The sequence below is a fragment of the Cryobacterium sp. TMT4-10 genome, assembly GCF_004403275.1.
Classification (GTDB): domain Bacteria; phylum Actinomycetota; class Actinomycetes; order Actinomycetales; family Microbacteriaceae; genus Cryobacterium; species Cryobacterium shii.
Genome location: NZ_SOGU01000086.1, coordinates 42,210 through 64,029, shown reverse-complemented (window position 1 = coordinate 64,029; position 21,820 = coordinate 42,210). Strand labels below are relative to the sequence as shown.

The 21,820-nt window shown below is 68.2% G+C and carries 17 protein-coding genes; 8 read left to right on the top strand and 9 right to left on the bottom strand.

The window, feature by feature from the left end:
- Positions 1 to 13: 13 nt before the first annotated feature.
- Both E3T42_RS11940 and E3T42_RS11935 read right to left on the bottom strand, forming a co-directional pair.
- Entirely contained in the window at positions 14 to 538 is a 525-nt protein-coding gene (locus E3T42_RS11940) for a MarR family winged helix-turn-helix transcriptional regulator (RefSeq protein ID WP_241976081.1), read from the bottom strand.
- 22 nt (positions 539 to 560) lie between these two features.
- The gene (locus E3T42_RS11935) at positions 561 to 1,160 is read right to left on the bottom strand and encodes a TetR/AcrR family transcriptional regulator (RefSeq protein WP_134366263.1); all 600 of its coding nucleotides are present in this window, start codon (positions 1,158 to 1,160) and stop codon (positions 561 to 563) included.
- Positions 1,161 to 1,239: 79 nt separating this feature from the next.
- Between E3T42_RS11935 and E3T42_RS11930 the strand changes: the two genes are divergently transcribed.
- Positions 1,240 to 2,415 carry an acyl-CoA dehydrogenase family protein gene (locus E3T42_RS11930; RefSeq protein WP_134434558.1) on the top strand — a complete coding sequence of 392 codons (1,176 nt, stop codon included), beginning with the start codon at positions 1,240 to 1,242 and terminating at the stop codon, positions 2,413 to 2,415.
- 132 nt (positions 2,416 to 2,547) lie between these two features.
- On the opposite strand, the gene E3T42_RS11925 is transcribed toward E3T42_RS11930, so the two are convergent.
- A complete protein-coding gene (locus tag E3T42_RS11925; RefSeq protein WP_134403065.1) occupies positions 2,548 to 3,684 on the bottom strand; it encodes an AI-2E family transporter in 1,137 nt (378 codons plus the stop codon).
- Between the two features lie 140 nt (positions 3,685 to 3,824).
- Here E3T42_RS11925 and E3T42_RS11920 point away from each other — a divergent pair, with 140 nt between their 5' ends.
- From E3T42_RS11920 to E3T42_RS11910, 3 genes are all read left to right on the top strand, one after another.
- Positions 3,825 to 4,097, top strand: a complete 273-nt coding sequence (locus tag E3T42_RS11920; RefSeq protein WP_134366266.1) for a hypothetical protein — start codon at positions 3,825 to 3,827, stop codon at positions 4,095 to 4,097.
- A 3-nt stretch (positions 4,098 to 4,100) separates the two neighbouring features.
- Positions 4,101 to 7,508: a DNA polymerase III subunit alpha gene (locus tag E3T42_RS11915; RefSeq protein ID WP_134366267.1), complete on the top strand. Its 3,408-nt coding sequence runs from the start codon at positions 4,101 to 4,103 to the stop codon at positions 7,506 to 7,508.
- A 66-nt stretch (positions 7,509 to 7,574) separates the two neighbouring features.
- Positions 7,575 to 8,138: a heme-binding protein gene (locus E3T42_RS11910; protein ID WP_134403064.1), complete on the top strand. Its 564-nt coding sequence runs from the start codon at positions 7,575 to 7,577 to the stop codon at positions 8,136 to 8,138.
- Here E3T42_RS11910 and E3T42_RS11905 read toward each other — a convergent pair.
- From E3T42_RS11905 to pflB, 4 genes are all read right to left on the bottom strand, one after another.
- On the bottom strand, positions 8,135 to 10,300 hold the full coding sequence (locus E3T42_RS11905) for a transglycosylase domain-containing protein (RefSeq protein ID WP_160141004.1): 2,166 nt from the start codon (positions 10,298 to 10,300) through the stop codon (positions 8,135 to 8,137). The two genes, E3T42_RS11910 and E3T42_RS11905, sit on opposite strands and share 4 nt — an antisense overlap.
- Positions 10,301 to 10,453: 153 nt before the next feature.
- The gene (locus E3T42_RS11900) at positions 10,454 to 10,927 is read right to left on the bottom strand and encodes an aromatic ring-opening dioxygenase LigA (protein WP_134403063.1); all 474 of its coding nucleotides are present in this window, start codon (positions 10,925 to 10,927) and stop codon (positions 10,454 to 10,456) included.
- Positions 10,928 to 11,109: 182 nt separating this feature from the next.
- The gene (gene pflA, locus E3T42_RS11895; RefSeq protein ID WP_134366271.1) at positions 11,110 to 11,967 is read right to left on the bottom strand and encodes a pyruvate formate-lyase-activating protein; all 858 of its coding nucleotides are present in this window, start codon (positions 11,965 to 11,967) and stop codon (positions 11,110 to 11,112) included.
- Between the two features lie 46 nt (positions 11,968 to 12,013).
- Positions 12,014 to 14,278 (bottom strand): formate C-acetyltransferase, encoded by a 2,265-nt coding sequence (pflB, locus tag E3T42_RS11890; RefSeq protein ID WP_134366272.1) that lies wholly within the window; start codon positions 14,276 to 14,278, stop codon positions 12,014 to 12,016.
- A 321-nt stretch (positions 14,279 to 14,599) separates the two neighbouring features.
- On the opposite strand from pflB, the gene E3T42_RS11885 reads away from it, so the two are divergent.
- The 4 genes from E3T42_RS11885 (at position 14,600) to E3T42_RS11870 (ending at position 18,636) form a co-directional block, all read left to right on the top strand.
- Positions 14,600 to 15,301, top strand: coding sequence for a GntR family transcriptional regulator (locus E3T42_RS11885; protein ID WP_134366273.1), 702 nt, complete (start codon positions 14,600 to 14,602; stop codon positions 15,299 to 15,301).
- Between the two features lie 63 nt (positions 15,302 to 15,364).
- Positions 15,365 to 16,570, top strand: a complete 1,206-nt coding sequence (locus tag E3T42_RS11880) for an MFS transporter (protein ID WP_134366274.1) — start codon at positions 15,365 to 15,367, stop codon at positions 16,568 to 16,570.
- Positions 16,571 to 16,616: 46 nt separating this feature from the next.
- On the top strand, positions 16,617 to 17,147 hold the full coding sequence (locus E3T42_RS11875; protein WP_134366275.1) for a GNAT family N-acetyltransferase: 531 nt from the start codon (positions 16,617 to 16,619) through the stop codon (positions 17,145 to 17,147).
- Between the two features lie 76 nt (positions 17,148 to 17,223).
- Positions 17,224 to 18,636, top strand: a complete 1,413-nt coding sequence (locus E3T42_RS11870; protein ID WP_134403062.1) for a phosphotransferase — start codon at positions 17,224 to 17,226, stop codon at positions 18,634 to 18,636.
- A 35-nt stretch (positions 18,637 to 18,671) separates the two neighbouring features.
- Here E3T42_RS11870 and E3T42_RS11865 read toward each other — a convergent pair whose 3' ends face one another.
- Together E3T42_RS11865 and E3T42_RS11860 are read right to left on the bottom strand one after the other, a co-directional pair.
- Entirely contained in the window at positions 18,672 to 20,375 is a 1,704-nt protein-coding gene (locus E3T42_RS11865; RefSeq protein WP_134366277.1) for an AMP-binding protein, read from the bottom strand.
- Between the two features lie 48 nt (positions 20,376 to 20,423).
- A complete protein-coding gene (locus E3T42_RS11860) occupies positions 20,424 to 21,818 on the bottom strand; it encodes an ABC transporter permease (protein WP_255578700.1) in 1,395 nt (464 codons plus the stop codon).
- Positions 21,819 to 21,820: the final 2 nt, after the last annotated feature.

Genomic DNA, 21,820 nt, shown 5'->3' with positions numbered 1-21,820 from the left:
GGGCCCGTCGTGCCTAGCGGGAGCCGGGGTCGGCGAAGTCGCCGGCATCGTGGCGGAACCCGCTGAGCACGCGGATCAGGCTGTGGATGTCGTCCTGGCTCAGGCCGGGGCGGGCGAACACCTCATCGTTCAGTCGGGCAGTCGCATCCCGCACGATCGTCTGTCCGGTCGCCGTGATCTCGACCAGGGTGGTGCGCCGGTCGGTCGGATGGGCGAGGCGGCGCACGTAGCCGGCCGCCTCGAGGCGGTCCACGGCATTCGTCACGCTGGTCGGATGCACCTGGAGCCGGACGCTCGCGTTCTTCATCGGCAGGGCCCCGCTGCGGGTGAAGCTGAGCAGGGTCAGCAGTTCGTAGCGGGCGAAGGTCACGCCGAACGGTTTCAGCACGGCCTCGATCCGCGCGAGCATGATCTGCTGCGCGCGCATGATCGAGGTCACCGCAGCCATGCCGTCGGCCGCTTCCGGCCAGCCGTGCTCGACCCACTGGCGGTGCGCCTCCGCGATCGGGTCCCCCGGCAGGGGTAAGGGTGTTGACACCGTTCTTCTCCTCTGCCGCCGGCTATTGCGCCCGGATGCCGTTGACGATGAGCGCGGCGAGTTCGTCGTACGCCTGCGCGTCGGACAGGCCCGTGCCCGCGGACATCCGTCGTTTCTGAATGCTCACCATCACCGAAGATACCGCCTCGGCGATGAAGGCGGCGGGAACCTCGCGGAACGCACCGCTCTTCACCCCCTCCGAGATGAGCTCGCGCACCCGGGCGGCGGCTATCTCGGTGTTGCGTTCGTAGATCTCGTTGGCCGGCGGGAACGCTGCGACGTCGTCGATGAACGCGACGGATGCCGGCCGCAGTTCGTCCCCGACCGCGCGCAGGTAGGCGGCGATCCGGTCGGTCGGGTCGTCGATCTCGGCGAGCTTGTGCTCCACCCGTTCCGCCGCCTCACGGAAGAAGTGGACGACGGCCGTGCGCACGAGTTGTTCACGGCTGCTGGCCAGGGAATAGATGGTGGACTTCGAGCAGCGCAGTCGGGATGCGGCGTCGTCGAGGGTGACGAAGGCGAACCCCTCCCGGAGGAAGAGCGCCACCAGTTGGCCGAAGAGCTCGTCCTGGCGTGCCGTCCACCGCCGTCGCGGGACCGTCGGGGGCAGGGAAGCCGACATGAAATGCCCTTTCTACTGTACGCTCGTACTCAAAATCGTACTCTCTCAACTTCGGAACGCACCAATGACGGGCGGCGGAATGACACACCTCGATTGCACGCCCTACCCCGATGCCGACCTGATCTTCGTCACGGACTTGCTGACCCCGGACGAGCAGGGCCGCCTCGCATCCGCTCGCGCGTTCTTCCAGGCCGAGGTGCGCCCCCTCGCGGTGGAGTACTGGAACCGGGCGGAGTTCCCCTTCGAGCTGCTGCCCCGCCTGGCGGCACAGAACCTCGGCGGGGTCGGCCCGGCGGCCACCGGACACCTGCTGACCGGACTGCTGCAGATGGAACTGACCCGGGCCGACACCTCCATCTCCACGTTCTACGGCGTGCACCACGAACTGTTCGCCACGGCCGTCGACACGCTCGGCTCCCCCGAACAGCGGGAACGCCTGCTGCCGGGACTCCTGTCACTGCAGAAGATCGGCGCCTTCGCCCTGACCGAGCCGGGCCACGGCTCCGACATCTCCCGGGAGATGGAGACGACCGCCACCCGCAGCGGGGACGAGTGGGTGCTGAACGGCCGGAAGCGCTGGATCGGCAACGGCGCCATGGCGGACTACGTGCTGGTCTGGGCCCGGGACACCGCCGACCGGGAGATCAAGGGCTTCATCGTGGAGAAGGAGCGTGCCGGCTTCAGCGCCACCACGATCGAGAACAAGATTGCCGTGCGGATCGTGCAGAACGCCGATATCACCCTCCGGGACGTGCGGATCCCGGCCGGGAACTGGCTGCCCGGCAGCCGGAGCTTCGAGGACACGAACGTGCTCCTGCGCAACTCGCGGGTCTGGGTAGCCTGGCAGGCGGTCGGCCAGCAGTTCGCCGCTTTCGACGTGGCCCGCGCCTACGCCCTGGAGCGTCGCCAGTTCGGCCAGCCGATCGCATCCTTCCAGCTGGTGCAGGAGCAGCTCTCCCGGATGATCGGCAACGCGACCCTGTCGCTGTCGCTGATGGTCCAGCTGGCGCGGCTGCAGGAGAGCGGGCGCCTCACGATGGACCAGGCGGCCCTCGCCAAGGCGACCTGCACCACCCGGATGCGCGAAACCGTGGCCCTGGGTCGGGGCCTGCTCGGCGGCAACGGCATCGACACCCGGTTCGAGATGGCGAAGATTTTCGCGGACGCGGAGGCGATCTACTCCTACGAGGGCAGCTACGAGATCAATTCGCTACTGGTCGGGCGGGCCGTGACCGGCGTATCCGCCTTCACCTAGACGCGCGGGACCCTAACCAATTCGACGGAGATTTTGCTCTAAAAACCCGATTCCGGACTGTTTTGGCCCGTTTCGGGCAAAATCTCCGTCGAATTCGTTCAGAGCGAGGCGCGGGTGAGGTGCGGGCTGCGCCTAGACCGCCGCCGGCAGGGCCGCACCGGTCGGCTGGGCCAGGCCGGTCGGCTCGGCCAGGCCGTCCGCGGCCGCGGGAAGCGGCGGGGTCGGCTCCAGCGGCGCGTTCCAGGCTTTGATCACGGCCCAGCCGACCGCGGCGATGGGCACGGAGATGATCGCTCCGACGATTCCGCCGAGGATCGTTCCCGCCGTGAGGGCGAGGAGGATCACCAGGCCGTGCAGCTGCAGCGATTTGCCGAGCACCACCGGCGAGAGGAAGTTGCCCTCAAGCTGGTTGACCGCGATCACGATGGCGACGACGATCACGGCGGTGGTCAGGTCGTTGGTGACCAGGGCCACCAGCGCCGCGAGGATGCCGGCGGCCGTCGCGCCCACGATCGGGATGAAGGCGCCGAGGAAGACGATGACTGCCAGCGGCAGCGCCAGCGGCACCTGCAGCACCCAGAGACCGATCCCGATGAACAGCGCGTCCACGAACGCAACGATCGCCGTGCCGCGGACATAGCTGCCGAAGACGCCGACGCTACTCGCTCCGATGCGAACGGCCCGCTCGTGCCGTCTGCCGGAGAGCGGCTGGATCAGGAAGGTCCAGATCCGGGGGCCGTCCTTCAGGAAGTAGAACAGCACGACCAGCCCGAGCACCAGTCCGGCCACGATCTCGGCGGCCACGGATACCCCCGCGAGGGCGCCGGTGCCGAACTGGCTGCTCGTGGCGAAGGAAATGACCGACTCGCGCACGGAGTCGAACTGGGCGGGATCGATCGGCAGTGCCCCGCTGCTGAGCAGTTCCTGCAGGTGGTCCAGTCCCTCGCTCGCCGAGCTGAAGAGGCTGGCCCACTCCCCCCGGATGCCGAAGACGACGAGGGTGACGATGCCGCCGAAGACGCCCACGCCGCAGATCAGGGCGATCGTCGCGGCCACCGTGTCGTTCGCGCCCCGGGCCAGGAGCAGCCGAACGAACGGCCGCAGGGCCGACGCGATGATGAGGGCGAGCAGCATCGGGATGAAGACCAGCTTGAGCTGCGTCATGCCGAAGATGGCCACCACGGTCAGTGCGAGCACCAGCAGGGCCTGGCCCGAACGGATGGCGGACCGGCCGAGGTAGTCCGTCCAGGACGAAGTTGAGGGTTTCATCGACCCAGCTAACCAGACGACGGCGAGTTCGACGGTCAGTACGGGCACCCGTTGCCGAGTGTCGGCCCCGTGACGTACACTCCTGATATCGAACATCTGTTCTAAGTATCGCACTTGATCCAACGATCGAAGGAGAACACATGCCCCAGATCATCGACACCCCCGTCGACGTCGAGCTCTCGGCCGACGGCGACCCGCGCGCGTTCATCTGGAACCGCTTCGAGCACACGATCATCGGGCAGCCGCAGGCGGTCTTCACCCGCACCAGCTGGTGGGAAAACGCCCGAACCCCCGCGCGCATCGACACCGAGCTGTGGCGGGTGGACGCGTCCCGCGGGGACGAGGAACAGCACCGCTACGACCTGCGACGCGACGTCGACGGGTCGTGGGTACTCGCCCTCGACTGGGGGTGACGGATGAGTTTCCCCCACCTTCACGTCGCCAGCGCCTACTCGACCCACTACGGCGTCACCCTGCCCGAGGCGCTGGCCGAGCAGACGGCCGCCCAGCAGAGCGCGGCCCAGGCCGCGGCGCCGAGCAGCTCCTTCCTCGCCGTCACCGACCGGGACGGCCTCTACGGCGCGGTCAAGCACGTGCGCGCCTGCGCCCAGGCCGGAATCCGGCCGGGGCTCGGCGCCGACCTCGCCGTGCACGATGACGATCTCTACCCGCTCGGGCGGGTGGTGGTGCTCGCGCACGGCCACACGGATGGACGAGGCTACGCCGCACTCTGCCGCGCCGTCAGTTCCGCTCACGCCGGTTCCGTTCACGCCGGTTCCGCTCACGGCAGCGCCGCCTTCCCCAGCATCGCCCGCTCCCGGCTGGCCGAGCTGGCGGGGCTCGACTCCCTCACCGTGCTGATCGGGCCGGCCAGCGATGTGGGGCTGGCGATCGGCCTCCGCGACAATGACGGCGCCAGAACGCGACTGGCGGCCTGGCAGCGCGCCATGCCGCCCCAGTCCGTGGCCTGCGAGGTCGTCTGCCACCTGTCGGAACCGGGCACGCCGGGCAGTGTGACGCCCGCCACCCGCATGCTCGCCCTCGCCGAGTACGCCGCGCTGCCGGCCGTGCTCACGAACGCCGTGCGCTACGGCACCCCCGAGGAGGCCGTCACCGCCGACCTGGCCGACGCCGCCCGCACCCTGACCCCGCTGGCCCGGCTGGACCAGCCGCAGACCAACGGGCAGGCCTGGCTGAAACCCGAAAGCGGCATGCGGCAGGTGGCCCGCATGGTCGTCGACGCCGGGCTCCACGACGATGACGCCCTCGAGCGACTCTTCCGCGACACCTGGCGCCTGGCCGACCAGTGCAGCCTCGACCCGGATTCCGACATCGGTCTCGGCCGTCCGCGCATGCCGGAAGCGCGCATCATCGGCATCAGCGGCGACCCCTTCGCCGAACTCTGGAAGCGGGCCCGTGCCGGCGTCGACGACCGCTACGCCGGCACCGCTCTGGGAGAGGCGGCGCACGCCCGGCTCGCCCACGAGATGAAGACGGTGGAGCACCTCGGCTTCGCCGGCTACTTCCTCACGGTGGCGCGGGTGGCCGACATCGTGCGCGAGATGGGGGTACGCATCCAGGCGCGCGGGTCGGGCGTGGGCTCGGTGCTCAACTACGCGCTGCACACCTCCTCCGTCGAACCCATCGCCAACGGTCTGCTCTGGGAGCGGTTCCTCTCCCCCGAACGGCAGACCCTGCCCGACATCGACCTCGACGTGGAGTCCGCCCGCCGACACGACATCTACCGCACCCTGTTCGACACCTTCGGCAGCGACCGGGTCTCCCTGATGTCGATGACGAATGCCTACCGCGGCCGCGGCGCCGTGCGCGACGCCGGCCTGGCCCTCGGCATGGACCGAGACCAGGTGGCCGCAGTAGCCAAGCAGATCTGGCGGTTCAACGCCCGCGACCTGCGCCGGGCGCTGGAGGAGAAGCCCGAGCTGGGGCCGCTCGCGGCCGAGGTGCGCGGGTCGGCCCAGCTCGATCTGCTGGTCGACCTGACCGCCAAACTCGACCGGCTCCCCCGCCACATCTCCGTGCACCCCTGCGGAGTGATCCTCTCCGATCTGTCCCTGCTGGACCGCACCCCGGTGCAGACGTCCGGCATGGGCCTGCCCATGTCGCAGTTCGACAAGCACGACATGGACCCGATGGGCCTGATCAAGCTCGATATCCTCGGCGTTCGGATGCAGTCGGCGATGGCCCACGCGGTCGAGGAGCACCGCCGCCTCTCGGGCGAGAGCATCGACCTGGACCGCATCCCCCTCGACGACCCGGCCACGTTCGAGCTGATCCGCTCCACCCGCACCCTCGGCATCTTCCAGATCGAGTCCCCCGGCCAGATGGAACTGGTCGGCAAGCTGCAACCCGAGGTCTTCAACGACCTGACCGTCGAAATCTCACTGTTCCGGCCCGGGCCGATGCAGAACAACATGCCCCTGAAGTACCTCCAGGCCCGGCACGGGGAGGTGATGCCCGACTACATCCATCCGCGCTTCGAACCGATCCTGCGCGAAACGCGGGGCGTCGTCATCTTCCACGAGCAGGTGATGCGTCTCTTCGACGAGCTGACCGGGTGCGGCCTGGGCAAAGCGGATGTCTTCCGCCGCCACCTGGGCAAGCCGGACCAACTCCCCCGGATCGAGGCCTACCTGCGGGAGGCCGCGCTCGAACGCGGTTTCGACACCCCGACCATCGACCGCATCTGGCAGGTCCTCGCCGGCTTCGGCAGCTTCGGGTTCGCGAAGGCGCACGGGGCAGCGTTCGCCCTGCCCACGTACCAGTCCGCCTGGCTGAAGACGCATCATCCGGCGGTCTTCCTGGCCGGACTGTTGACGCACGCCCCCGGCATGTGGCCGAAAGACCTGATCGTGGCCGAGGCCCGACTGCTCGGCGTGCCGGTCCTCGGCCTGGACGTGCAGCGAAGCACCCTGATCTACCGGGTGGAAGACCTCGAGCACGAACGCCGCGGCATCCGCCTGCCCCTGCCGGAGCTCTCCGGCTCGACCGCCGCCGAGCGAGGCCGCATCGTGCGGCACCAGCCGTTCACTTCTCTGCAGGACTTCCGCGACCGCGTGCGCCCGCGCCGCAGCACGTTCGAGGCGCTCGCCCGGGTCGGGGCGCTCGACAGCTTCATCGGCTACGACCGCACCCGCCGGCATGAACTGCTCGCCCACATCCAGTCGCTGCGCGGCACGGCCGTGAGCATCGCCGACGACCAGCTCGCCTTCGAGGTCGAGCTGCCGGTGCTCGAATACGCGGGCGCCCGCTTCGACGCGGTGACGTCCCTCGAGCTACGCGGTCGCAGCCAGACCGACCTGGAGCTCCGAGACCTGGCCCTGGCCGTGTCCGGGCACCAGATGGCCCGCTTCTACCCCCTCTTCAGCGAGTTGGGCGTCACCCCGGCCTCCGAACTGATCAACCTCCCCGGCGGCACCGAGGTTCTGCTGGCCGGGGTGCGCCGGGCGACGAACACCCCGCCGATGCGGGGCGGGCGCCGGGTGGTGTTCGTCAGCCTCGACGACGGCACCGGACCGGTGTCGAACGTCGTGTTCTTCCACGACGCGCAGGAGCGGATCGGCGGCCCGGTCTTCCACGCCGGCCTGATGCTCGTGCGCGGCCGCACCCGTCGTTCGGGAACGAAGGGAGTCTCGGTCACCGGGGAGAACCTGTGGGATTTGACGGAGGTGGCCCGCACGGTGCGCACCCGCCACGCCGCCGAGGCGGCCGCACAGCGCGTCGATCGGGCGAGCGAACTGGCCGCCGAGCTGGCGGCCCTGTCCGCCACGAATGTGCACCACCTGTGGCCTCGCCTGAGGGCCTAGGACACTCCGGAAACCCGTGCCTACACTGGCGTATGACAGGGAACGGCTTATGACAGAGAACGGCTCATGACAGAGCACCAGCCCTACGAGGTGCTCCGCCGATTCCCGGACTTCGAGCTCCGCCGTTATCCCGAGTACGTGCTGGTCCAGATGGAGATCGAGGGCGATTTCGCGCGGGCCGGTAATCGCGGGTTCGGCCCGTTGTTCCAGTACATCAGCGGCAACAACCAGACCGCGACCCGCATCGCGATGACCGCGCCGGTGCTCCAGGAGGCGACGTCCCCGGTCAGCCACACGGTCAGCTTCGTTCTGCCCGACGGGATGGATCCGGCCGCCGTCCCCGTGCCCCGCGACGGCCGGGTCAGCACCAAACAGGTTCCCGCACACCGGGCCGCCGCGCTCCGTTTCAGCGGCGGCTGGAGCGAGGCCCGGTTTGGGAACAACGGCGGCGCCCTTCTCGCCGCCGTGCGCCGGGAGGGCCTGACTCCGGTCGGCCGCCCCTATTTCGCCCGCTTCGATCCGCCGTGGAAGCCGGGCTTTCTCAAGCACAATGAGGCGCTCGTCGCCGTCGCCGACACCGGCACAGGCACAGGAACAGGCACAGACACAGACACAGACTCGGAAGGCTAGCGGGCGGGCGGCGGCGGGGCCGGGGCCGGACCGGATTCGGGCATGTCCACCCCGCCGTACTTCGCGTTGGCGACCGACATGACGGCCGGCCACATCCGGTGCCGGGCGGTGGCCGCCGAGCCGCTGTCGAAGGTGATGCCGCGCTGGTTCGCGTCCCCGGTCACACTGACCACGGCCGCAACGGTCGCGACCCGGGAACTGGCGCCCGCCATCCAGGTGTCCTTGGCGCCGTCCGTGGTTCCCGTCTTGCCGATCATCGAGACCTTCGGCACGGTGGTGCCGTACGACGCGGTGGCGGTGCCGCCCGTCATCACCCGCTTCATGGCGAAGACCATGCCCGCGGCCACGGCCGGGGTCACGGATTCGGTGCACCGCGACGCCGGCACGGGCAATTCTTTGCCGTAGGAGTCGACGATCCGGTCGATCGCAATCGGCGAACACGTCGTGCCGCGGTTCGCGATGCCCGCGAAAGCGACGGCCATGGTCAACGGCGCCAGTTCGTTCGTGCCGATGACGGATGCCGCGGTCTGTTCCAGGGGGCCACCGTCGGCGCCGTGCACGTCGAAGGCTTCGGCCCGCTGCCGGATGTTGCACAGGTCGAGCTGCTTCGCCATCCCGATGAAGCCCGTGTTGATGGAGCCGAGCGTGGCTTCGAGCGCGCTGTAGTTGGCGCCGCTCTCCCCCTCGTCGTTCCTCGGGTTCCAGCCCTGGGAATCGTAGTTCTGTGGGCCGCGGCAGTGGTCGGCGAAGGTGCCCCAGTTCGACCTCGGCGCCGAAGCGACGCGGTTCTCCAGCCGGTGTCCGGTGGCCAGCCACTCCGCCAGCGTGAAGACCTTGTAGGTGGATCCGGGCTGGAAACCGCTCGACCCACCCTCGTTGTAGTCGGTGTTGTAGTTGATGCCGCTGTAGGTGGCGCTGGTCTCGGTCACGGCGGGATCCTGGCTGTACTGCTTGTTCTGAGTCATGGCCAGCACCCGCCCGGTGCCGACCTCCACACTGGTGATGACGGCGCCGAGGTCCCAGCCCGGGTAGGTCATCGGCACATTGGCCTTCAGAGTCGTCTCGGCCGCGTTCTGCAGGTCCAGGTCGAGGGTGGTGTAGATGTTGAAGCCGCCACGGCGGAAGTTGAGCAGGCGCGCGTCCTCATCCTCCCCGAACGTCGGGTCGTTCCTGAGCAGGTGCGTCACGTAGTCGCAGAAATAGGCGCTGCCGCCGGCGGTCTGGCAGCCGGTGCTCGGCTCAGTGATCACCGGCTCAATCGGAGCGGCGATCGCGGCCTGGTATTCGGCCGGCGTGATCTTCTTGTACTTCTGCATCTCCCGCAGGATGTAGTCGCGGCGTTCCTTGTTGGCGGCGTACCCGTTGGCCACGCCGTTCGTCGCGCTCGCCGGCAGGTCGAGCTGGAACTTGACCGGGTTGTTCACGATGGCCACGAGGCTGGCCGCCTGCGGCAGGGTCAGCGCGGCCGCGCTCGTGTTGTAGTAGTACTCCGCGGCCGCCTCGATCCCGTACACGGTGCCGCCGAACCCGATGATGTTGAGGTACTGGCGCAGGATGTCGTTCTTGGCGTACTTCTTCTCCACCCCGATGGCCAGGCGCATCTCCTTGATCTTACGGTCCGGACTGGTCTCGGTGACCGCGTCGTAACACCGCTGACGGATCCTCTGGTCGGTCATCACCTCGCACTTCTGCACCCGCACGTTCTTGACGAATTGCTGGGTGATCGACGACCCGCCCTGTGTCTCACCGCCGAGGAAGGTCTTGACGGCCGCCCGGGCGGTGCCCTGCGCGTCGACACCGCCGTGGTCGTAGAAGCGCGGGTCCTCGCTGGCGATGGTGGCGTCTTTGACGTACGGGCTGATGTTCTCCCAGGCGACCTCGATCCGGTTCTGCTCGTAGAAGGAGGCGAGCAGCACCGGTGAGCCGTCGCTGTGCGTGGCGTAGATGTTGCTCTTCTGGGACAGCCGGTCGATGGCGAGGTAATTCGGCAGATTCTCGAACACGTTGATGGTGTCGCTGGTGGCGATGCCGGTGAGGGCCACGACGGGCGTGACGGCGGCGCCGACGAGCAGACCCCCCGATACGCTGATGGCCACGAGGCCGAGGATGCCCCCGATGATTCCGCCTGCCGTCCGCCGCTCCGCGAAGCCGGACTTACCCATTCCACCACCCCAGTTCCACGCGTGCACGAATCTCCGATCATGGAACCGCGGGAGCCGGAGGGGCGCTAGGGGGTTGCAGGCGCCCTCCATCGGTGGCAGACGAAAGGCCCGGCAGCGAATGCTGCCAGGCCTTTCGAGACGGATGGACGCTGACTAGACCGTGGTGGTCTTCGACCGGGCCGGGACCAGGGTCAGGATGGACCAGCCGAACAGGCCGACCAGGACGCCGATGGCCGTTGCGAAGACGGAGACGCCGAACGCGAGGATGGAGGTGAAGAGCGAAGCGCGCAGGAGCGAGGCGGTCATGACCGTGGGGCGGGTCGGATCGTCCTGCTCGAGCTGGGCGTAGGTCTTGCCGCCGCTGGCCTTCATGGCGCGGTGGTTGATGATGTCGGCCTGCGCGAACGCGGAGAAGGGCCCGACGACGGGAGCGCCGGCCAGGAAGGATGCGTCTTCGGCGACTGTAATGTTCTCTTCGCCGAGTTGGCTGCTGACCGTGCCGTAACCGAGTCCGCCGACGACGAGGAGAAGGATGCCGCCGATGATGCCGAGCACGCCGACCAGCCGGACCATTCCCGCCTTCCCGGTGCTCAGGCCGAATGTTGCCGGGATCGTTGACGTTGTCATCGTTTTGCCTCTCGTCGTGGCACGAAAGCCGTGTCACTGTTCCGATCTCAGTTTAGAAATCCTGCAAGCGTTTTCATCGATACGCATGCACTTTGCCCCCTGACTGGGGACACAGAAAAGGCGCAGCATCTGTAAGATTCCGCGCCTTTTCTGTGTCGTTCAGGTTGGACGATCCCTTCGGGTCAGAAGACCGTCAGGCCCCGGGCCTCGAACTGGCCCCGCACTCGTTCCAGCAGGTCCTCATCCGGCGGATGGGCCCCGTGCAGCGGATACGGGATTTTCAGCCGGTCCCACTTGTCTTCCCCCATCTGGTGGAAGGGCAGGACCTCGACTCGCTCGACATTCGGCCAGCGCGACACGATCTCGGCGACGGCGTCGACATTGTCGACGGCATCCGTCAGCCCCGGCACGAGCACGAAACGAACCCAGACGGGAATATTGCGTTCTGCCAGCCGGTCACCGAAAGCGATCGTCGGTGCGAGCTCGCGCCCGGTCACCTCTTTATAGGTCTCCGGGATGCCCGACTTGACGTCGAGCAACACGAGGTCGAGGTTGTCCAACAGCTTGTCGGACGCGCTCTTGCCCAGGAACCCGGAGGTGTCCAAGGTGGTGTGCACGCCCAGCTTGTGGCACTCCTCGAACATCCGCGTCACGAACGCCGGCTGCATCAACGGTTCACCACCGGAGATGGTCAGACCGCCGCCGGTCGCGTCGAAGACGCCTTTGTAGCGCTCGACCCGCGTGACGAGGTCGTCGAGGGTAGTGAGCAACCCGTCCTTCATTTTCCAGGTGTCCGGGTTGTGGCAGTACTGGCAACGCAACAGGCACCCCGACAGGAAGAGTGTCATGCGCGTGCCAGGACCGTCAACGGCCGTGACCAGTTCCCACGAGTGGACACTGGCAACGGAACCGTTGTGGATCGCTTCCATCTCGAGGTGGTGGAGTTCAGCCAGTTCGGCCTGCTCACTGCTGACGGATGAACCGTCCACCAGGTCGATCGCCGGGCCGGCGCCGGGTAGGCCGAGGTTTACTGCTGCCATTGTCTCGTCCTACTCAGCGTCGCCGCGGGTGTGTGATCGGTGGAAATTAGTGCGAGTGGAACGTGCGGCTGATGACATCCATCTGCTGCTCGCGGGTCAGTCGAACGAAGTTCACCGCGTAGCCGGAGACGCGAATCGTCAGCTGCGGGTAGTTCTCCGGGTGTGCCATGGCGTCTTCAAGCGTGTCGCGGTTGAGCACATTCACGTTGATGTGGTAGCCGGTTGCCGACGTGAACGCGTCGATGAGGCCGACCAGGCTGGTGATCTGCTCTTCCTTGGTGTGGCCGAGACCACTGGGAATGACCGTGTTGGTCAGCGAGATGCCGTCCTGCGCTTCACTGTAGGGAAGCTTGGCGACGCTGAGCGCCGACGCGAGCATTCCGTGGGTGTCGCGGCCGTTCATCGGGTTGGCACCCGGAGCGAACGACTCGCCCGCACGGCGGCCGTCCGGCGTGTTGCCGGTGGCCTTGCCGTAGACCACGTTAGACGTGATCGTCAGGATCGACTGGGTGTGGATGGCGCCACGGTAGGTCGGGTGCTTGCGGATCATCTTCATGAACCGCTCCATCACGTCGACGGCGATGGTGTCGACACGGTCGTCGTCGTTACCGAACTGGGGGAATTCGCCCTCGATCGTGTAGTCGACAACCAGGCCGGTCTCGTCGCGCACCGGGCGGACCTTGGCGTACTTGATGGCCGACAGGGAGTCGGCGACCACGCTCAGGCCGGCGATGCCGCAGGCCAGCGTGCGAATGATCTCCTTGTCGTGCAGCGCCATTTCGAGACGCTCGTAGGCGTACTTGTCGTGCATGTAGTGAATGCAGTTCAAGGCCGTGACGTAGGTCTCGGCGAGCCATTCGAGCGTTTCCAGGTAGGCCGGGAAGACGGTGTCGTAGGACAGGATCTCTTCGTCGTTCGGCGTGGTGGCCGGGGCGATCTGCTTACCGGACACCTCGTCTTTTCCGCCGTTGATCGAGTACAGCAGCGCCTTGACGGCGTTGACGCGGGCACCGAAGAACTGCATCTGCTTGCCGACGCGCATCGGCGAGACACAGCAGGCGATCGCGGCGTCGTCACCCATCTCGGCGCGGATGATCTCGTCGGACTCGAACTGGATGGCCGAGGTGTCGATCGACACCTGGGCGCAGAAACGCTTGAAGCCGTCGGGCAGGGCGTCGCTCCAGAGAACGGTGAGGTTCGGCTCGGGTGCGGCGCCGATGTTGTACAGCGTCTGCAGGAACCGGAAGGTCGTCTTGGTGACGAGCGGGCGCCCGTCTTCACCGATGCCGGCGAGGGACTCGGTCACCCAGGTCGGGTCGCCGGCGAAGATCTCGTCATATTCCGGGGTGCGCAGGAAGCGCACGATCCGGAGCTTGATCACGAGGTCGTCGATGAGCTCCTGGGCCGTTTCCTCGGTCAGGGTGCCGGCGGCGAGGTCGCGCTCGATGTAGGCGTCGAGGAAGGCCGCGTTGCGACCGAACGACATGGCTGCACCGTTCTGCTCCTTGACGGCACCGAGGTAGGCGAAGTAGAGCCACTGCACAGCTTCGCGCGCGGTGGCGGCGGGCTTGGAGATGTCGGAGCCGTAGGTGGCCGCCATCTGCACGAGTTCCTTGAGGGCCCGGATCTGCTCCGAGTTCTCCTCGCGGGCGCGGATGACGTCTTCGGTCGAGGGCTCCATGTCGATCTCGGCGCGGTCGTTCTTCTTGCCGGCGATCAGGGCGTCGACACCGTAGAGGGCAACGCGGCGGTAGTCGCCGATGATCCGGCCACGGCCGTACGCGTCGGGCAGACCCGTGATCAGGTGGCTGCTGCGCGCACGGCGGACCGCGGGAGTGTAGGCGTCGAAGACGGCGGTGTTGTGCGTCTTGCGGTAGTCGGTGAAGATCTTCTCGAGTTCGGGAGACACGGGATAGCCGTAGGTCTCGAGCGAGGTGGCGACCATGCGCCAGCCGCCGAAGGGCATGATCGCGCGCTTGAGCGGCGCATCCGTCTGCAGGCCCACGATGACCTCGTTTGCCTGGTCGATGTATCCCGGGGCGTGAGCGGTAATGGAGGACGGCGTGGTCGCGTCTACGTCGTAGACGCCCTTACGGCGTTCCTCGGGGAACATCTCGGACAGCTTGGCCCAGATCCCCGTCGTACGGGCGGTTGCTCCGGCAAGGAAGCTCGCGTCGCCCGTGTAGGGCGTGTAATTGCGCTGAATGAAATCGCGCAGGTCGATCGAGTCCTGCCAGGGACCGGAGACGAAAGCCGGCAGGCCGGTCTCCGTCGTTCCCTTGTCGCTGCGAACACCGTCAGTAATCGTCATCTAGATTGCTCTCCTCGTGGGATCGAGACACGCCCTCCGCGGAAGTGTCTCTCCCGCGGTCGGGCGCAGAGAGCAGGATCACGAGGCTCCGGCTAATGCGACGATGCACCGTGACTTGCCCTCTGTCTCAACCCTACTCCCGTCGAGGTGCCCGGCAGCGTATTCCTCGCGTTCTGGCTCTTCCGCGCTTTTTCGCGTGCCACGCACGCGCGCGGTTAAAAGGATGGCCACTCCCGATCCGGGTCCCGATAAGTGCCCGAAACAACTCGAAACTGCGTAAAACTTTGCATCTATTGATGTATTTATGACTAGAATCGAGTTATGAGTTTCCTCCTGGAGTCCCGCGCGCCCGGCGCCGGTTCGGCGACGGCCGGCTCCTCCACCGCGGGTGCCTCCGCCGTGGGCCGCGTCTACGCGAAGGTGGCCGAGGGGATCATCTCGGGGGCACTGCCGGCGAGCTCCTTCATCACCGAAGGCGAGGTCGCCGAGGCGCTCTCCGTCAGCCGCACCCCCGTGCGAGAGGCCTTCCTCACCCTCCAGGCGCACGGTCTGCTCACGCTCTTCCCCAAGAAGGGCGCGGTCGTCACCGCGGTGGACGACGCAGAGACGGCCGAGCTGCTTCAGGTGCGCGTGATGCTCGAGACCGCCGCTGTCCCCCGCCTGGCCGAGCGGCCGCAGGACATCCCGGCCGTGGACGCCGAGCTGCAGGACCTGATCGGGGTGCAGCTGGATGCCGCCGCCGCCGGCGACCTGCTCACGTTCGCCCGCGCAGACCACCGATTCCACACCCGCATCGTCGACGAGACCCGCAACCGGGTCATCGACGACATGTACACGCGGCTGGGGCCGCGGCTCGAGCGCCTCATCCACCGGGCCGCCAGCCGGGATCCCCGCAACCTCGACCGACTCGTCGCCGAGCACAGGGTGCTGGCCGGGCACCTGCGCGCCGGTGACACCCCGTCCTACGAGATCGCCCTCCGCCAGCACGTGGAGGACGGTCATCACGCGCACCTCGCGCCCTGATCCTCCGCGCCGTCCATCCGCATCTTCCTCCGCATCCCCGCAGCACACGTTCCAGAAAGATTCATGACTTCCCGCCGTACCGTTCCACCTTGGCAACTCGCCGCACCCGCCCTCTTCGTCATGGCCTGGGGCGGGAACCATTTCACCCCCCTTCTGCACATGTACGAGTCGCTCGGCCACTACTCCGCCGTGATGGCCGATCTCTTCCTCGGTTTCTACGTGGTCGGCCTGATCCCCGGACTACTGCTGGCGGGGGCGCTGTCGGACCGGTACGGCCGCAAACCGCTGTCGGTTGCCGGCGTGCTGATCGGAATCGCGGCCAGCATCCTTCTCGGCCTCGGCTTCACGAGCGGCATCATGCTCTCGCTGGGACGGTTGCTGGCCGGCCTGAGCGTGGGCGTCGCCATGAGCGTGGGAACCGCCTGGCTCAAGGAGCTCTCCGGCCCGCCGTTCGACCGCCGAGCCGGCCGCACCGCCGGCGCCCGGCGGCCCGCACTCACTCTCACGCTCGGCTTCGGGCTCGGCGCGGGGGTGGCCGGCGGTCTGGCCCAGTGGGGGCCGCTGCCGACGCTGACCCCGTACCTGGTGCACATCGTTCTAAGCCTGCTGGTTCTCCCCTGGCTCGCCCGGGCCCCCGAAACCGTTCCTCACCACCGGGCACACCGCCCGTTCTGGCAGGACCTCGCTGTTCCGCTCGCCGGTCACCGCCGGTTCCTGCGGCTGATCGCGCCCTCCGCGCCCTGGGTCTTCGGTGCCGCCGGAATCGCCTATGCGATCATGCCCAAGCTCGTGGAAGACCGGCTGGGCGACTTCAACCTGGCCTATGCGACGCTCCTCACCGTAGTCACCCTCGGCACCGGCGCCCTCGTGCAGCCGCAGGTGGCCCGCATCAACCGGGTCACCGGCGGGCAGGCACTCGTGGCCGGCATGTCGGTGATGCTGCTGGGCGTGCTGTTCTCGGTGATCACGGCCATCGTGCGCTCTCCCGTTCTCGCCCTTCTCACGGCCGTGGTGCTCGGCGCCGCCTACGGGATCAGCATCGTCGCCGGCCTGGTCGAAATCCAACGGATCTCGACCCCCGCCAACCTCGCCGGACTGACCGGGGTGTACTACAGCCTGACCTACATCGGATTCCTGCTGCCGGTCGTGTTCGCCTGGCTCAACTCGGTTGCCGATTACACCACTCTGATGTCCATCCTGATGGTCGTCTGCCTGCTCTGCCTCATCCTGGTGACGCACGAAAGCCGCCGCGGCTCCGCACCCCGGTGAACCGGCCACGCGGTGCGGCCCGTCCCCATTCGGTATCCTCCTGTCTATGCGCTATTCCCTCCGGCCCCTCCGTGCCGACGACTCCGACTCGCTGCTCGCGCTCAACAACACCGCCGTTCCGGCCGTCAACCCCCACGATGAGAGCAGTCTGGCCGCGCTCCTGGCGGCGAGCAGCCTGGCGATCGCGGTGGTGGAGGACAGCCGGCCGGACGAGATTCTCGGCTTCGCGGTGGTCTTCGCCGTGGCCGCCGACTATGCCAGCGAGAACTATCGCTGGTTCTCGGCCCAATCCGATGATTTCCTCTACGTCGACCGCATCGTGGTCTCGTCCGACGCCCGGAACCGGGGCCTCGGCCGGGTGCTGTACGCGGCCATCTTCGAGGCCGCCCGCGCCGCCGAAGTCTCCCGGGTGTTCTGCGAGGTCAACGTCGCGCCGCCCAACCCCCGGTCCCTGGCTTTCCACGCCCGCCTCGGCTTCGGCGAAATCGGCCGTCAGTCGACCAAGAACGACACGGTGGTCGTGTCCCTGCTCTCGGCGTCCGCGGAGGTCCGCCCGGAGCTCCCGGTCCCGGCCTGAGCCACCGGCGCGGTGATCGTACCGGTCCCGGCCGGGAGCTGTCACGGCGCACCCCCCGCAGGCGTACGCTGGCGCTATGACTGAAGATGGTCGCGGAATTGCACTTCCGGACTCCCTCGACCACTGGGCCGCGGCCCAGCGCTGGTTCGGCGGCACGGGCCGCATTCCGGCCCTCGTCGGAATCGGCAGGTGGACTCTCCCCACGGATGAGTCCGGCGTGCTCATCCGCACCGAACTGGTCGTGGATTCCACGGCCGTGCCCCCCACGCTCTACCAGGTGCCCCTGACCGAACGGGTGAACCCCCTGCCCGGCGGCGAGCACGCGCTGATCGGGATGCTCGGCGATGCCTACGTCTACGACGGCCCCGTCGACGCCGCGTATTCCCGGGCTCTGTTGCGCTTCATCCTGGAGGAGAAATCCTCCCCGGGTGCCCGGGGAGAACTCCTGTTCGAGGGCGAGTCTGCTCTTCGGCCGCCGACGATGGCGTCCAGCCGCGTTCTCAGCGGTGAACAGTCGAACACCTCGATCATCTACGACTGCATCGGCGACGACGGCCGGCCGGCGCGACCCATCATCTGCAAGGTCTTCCGCGCGGTGCACGACGGTGAGAATCCGGACATCTCGGTGCAGTCCGCCCTGGCCAGGGCCGGTTCCCGCTATGTGCCCGAACCGGTCGGCTGCGTCGTCGGCCACTGGCAGGACCCGGCCGCACCCGGCACGGTCCTGACGGGGCACCTCGCCTTCGCCCAGGAATTCCTGCCCGGGGTCGAGGATGCCTGGCGCTCGGCACTGCGGGAAGCCGCGGCCGGAACGGATTTCACCGTTCAGGCTCGAGAGCTGGGCGAGGCGACCGCCGCCGTGCACGCGGACCTGGCCAGTGTCATGCCCACCCGCGACGCCACCCCGGCGGTCATCGCGGCCGAACTCGACAGCATGCGCGAGCGGTTTCTCAGCGCCGCCACCGAAGTGCCGGCCCTGGCCGGATTCCGCACCGCGATCGAGGCCGTGCTCGAGGGGGCCCGACTCGTGCCGTGGCCGAGGCTGCAGCGCATCCACGGCGACTACCACCTCGGCCAGGTGCTCGAGGTGCCCGGTCGCGGCTGGGTTCTGGTCGACTTCGAAGGCGAACCCCTGCGCCCGCTGGCGGACCGCACTCAGCCGGATGTCCCGCTCAAGGACGTCGCCGGCATGCTGCGCTCATTCTCGTACGTGGCCGGCACGGCCCGGCAGTCCTACCCCGCGCACCGGGCCGAGGAGGCCGATGACTGGGCCTCCGCCTGCCGGCAGGCGTTCCTCGAGGGCTACGCCGTCCGGTCTGGGACGGACCTGCAGGAACAGAAGGCGCTCCTGGACGCTTTCGAACTGGACAAGGCCCTCTACGAGGCGGTCTACGAGACCCGTAACCGGCCGTCCTGGCTTCCCATCCCGCTGGCGGCGATCAGGGCGCTGGCTGCGGAGGTCACCGCGCGGAGCATCGAAGCCCGTTAGCGGGATGCCGGCCTTCCGCGCCACCGTTTCAGCCGCTACCGTTTCAGCTCGGGGAACTGGTCGTCCCGCCACTCGCCCGGCAGACGCACCCCCTGTTCAGCGGCGGCGTCCTCACGCATCCGGAGTTCGACCCGCCTGATCTTGCCGGAACTGGTCTTGGGCAGCTCGTAGAACTCGACCCGCCGCACCCGCATGTACGGCGGCAGGCCGGTGCGGGCATGGCGCAGCACCGAGAGGGCCGTCTCCCCGTCGGCGTCCCAGCCGGCCGCCAGGGCGACGTAAGCCTTCGCGATGTTGAGCCGGGTGTCGTCCGGAGCCGGTACGACGGCCGCTTCGGCCACCGCCGGGTGCTCGAGCAGCACGCTCTCGACCTCGAACGGGGAGACCTTGTAGTCGGAGGACTTGAAGATGTCGTCGGTGCGTCCGATGAAGGTGATGTAGCCGTCGGAGTCCCGGCTGGCGACATCCCCGGTGTGGAAATACCCGTCGCGCACGGCTTCGGCGGTGCGTTCGGGGTCGCCGTGATAGCCGGCCATCAGGTTCACCGCGGCGCGGGACAGGTCCAGGCAGATCTCGCCCTCCTCGGTGACCTCCCCGGTGATCGGGTCGAGCAGGGTGACGGCCACCCCGGGCAGGGGCAGCCCCATCGAGCCGGCCTTGAGGATCGACCCGGGTGCGTTCCCCACGATCGCCGTCGTCTCGGTCTGGCCGTAGCCGTCACGGATGGTGAGTCCCCACGCGCGCTGGATCTGGGTGATGACCTCCGGGTTCAGCGGCTCACCGGCGGCCAGGATCTCACGCAGGCCCAGGGGCTTGACGCCGAGGTCTGACTGGATCAGCATCCGCCAGACGGTCGGCGGGGCGCAGAACGTCGTGACCTTCGCGCGGTGCAGCTGGTCGGCGAGGGCGAACGGGTCGAACCGGCCGTAGTTGTAGACGAAGACGGTCGCCTCGGCGATCCACGGGGAGAAGAAGCTGCTCCAGGCATGCTTGCCCCAGCCGGGCGAACTGATCGCCAGGTGCACGTCGCCGGGGCGGAGCCCGATCCAGTACATCGTGGTCAGGTGGCCCACCGGGTAGGAGGTCTGGGTGTGCACGACCATCTTCGGCTTGCTGGTGGTGCCGGACGTGAAGTAGATCAGGGACGGGTCATCGGATGCCACGACGACCGCGCACTTCTCCGCCACGACCAGATCGGCGTCCGCGTAGTCGGCCCAGCCCTCCGCGGGTTCGCCGACGCAGATGCGGGAGTAGTCGCCCGCGACCGTGTCGAACTTGGCCGCGTCGTGAGCGTTCGCGATGACGTGGCCGACTCCCCCGCGCGCCACCCGGTCGGCCAGGTCGTGGGCGGACAGCACGGTGGAGGTCGGCAGGATGACCGCGCCCACCTTCATGATGGCCAGCATCAGTTCCCACAGTTCGACCTGGTTGCCCAGCATCAGCATCACGTGGTCGCCGTGGCCGACGCCGTGCCGGGTGAGCCAGGTCGCGACCTGGTCAGACCGGGCCAGCATCTCGGCGAAACTGACCTTCAGCTCACGGCCGTCCTCCTCGACGATCCACAGGGCGGTCTTGTCGTTCCCCGCGGCCATCACGTCGAACCAGTCGGTCGCCCAGTTGAAGTGAGCACCCACATCCGGCCACTCGAACTCGGCGGCGGCTTGCGCGTGGACGTCCCGAAGCTGAAGGAGTCGGTCGCGCGCGTCGCGGAAGCTGGTGGTGCTCTGGGGGTTGGTCACCCATCCATCTTCCTCGGTTCGAATACCCGGAACGGCATACGACACCCGTCAGCTGCGGCGGGGATCCCACCGGAAGAACCGTACGGCCAGCGCGCCGGCTCCGGCCGACCAGGCAGCCAGCACCGCGAGATTGCCCCACGCCACGACCGGTCCGGCCGGATCCCAGGCAGCCGTGAGCGCGTTCTGCAGGTTCCTCAGGGGGAAGACCGAGCCGACGGCACCCATCCATTCCGGCCCGGCGCCGACCAAAAAGATGTCGGAGAAGAAGGCCAGCACGAACAGGACCATCAGGCCCACCGCCCCGACGGCCAGGGAATTGGGCACCAGGGCCGCCAGCAGGAACCCGCAGGCCGCGATCGACGGGGTTCCCACGATGATCACCACGAGTTCCAGTGCGAGGCCGGCCGCGGGGATGCGGAGCCCGAAGAAGACAGCGCCGACGGACAGCACCAGCACGGCTACCAGGAGAGTCAGGCCCAGCACGGCTACCAGGAGAGTCAGGCCCAGCCCGGCCACGGTGCCGCCGGCCAGATAGTGGCGCGCCGGAAGCGGGGTGCCGCGCAGTCGTTTGAGCACGCCTCGGTCGCGGGCCCGCGCGAGGGCCTCAGGCATATTCATGAACACGGCCGTGCCGGTGCCCCAGGTGATCATGCTCGCCGCGTAGAAGATCGCGAACGGGATGCCGCCCATCGGCTGGACACTGCCCCCGAAGACCGTCAGGAACAGCCCGTAGAGCCCGACCGGCACGAGCACCAACAGCACCGAACCCGGGTCACGCCAGGTCGCGCGGTTCGCGGCGCGCGCCTGGTCGAACACCAGCCGCGCCGCCGAGGGACGCCCGACCGAGGTCGCCGCGGTAGTCGAGGTCGCTGAGGTCGCCGCGGTCGCCGCGTCCCCGGGGCGGCGGGCGGCACGCACCCGCGTGGCGCCCGGCCGATCCGCTCGCGGTTCCCAGCGAAAGGCCCGTGAAGCCACGACCGCACCGGCCAGTCCCCAGGCGAGCAGGATCCCGAGCGCCGGGAGGTCCCAGCCGGCACCGGTCGCATACGGGTCGAACTGGTCCGTGAGGGCGTCCGCGTAGGGTTTCAGCGGAAACACGGATGCGATCCGGGTCAGCCCGGCCGGGAGCTCGCCGCCCACAAAGAACAGGCCGGAGATGAACGCGAGCACGATGGCGCTGCCGATCGACAGGGCCTGGCCCAGTGCCGCGGTCGAGGACACCGCGGCAATGGCCAGGCCGAGTGCGGCGAAGGCGGCTATGCCCACCAACAGGGTCACCGTCAGGGCCGGCAGGACCTCGGCTCGGAGCTGCACGTCGTAACCCAGCACGGCGACGCCGAGCGTGAGCAGCAGGGATGCCGTCGAGTAGAGCACGGCCGCGGCGATCTGACCGGCCAGATAGGTCCAGGCCGGGAGCGGGGTGCCGCGCAGGCGTTTCAGGATGC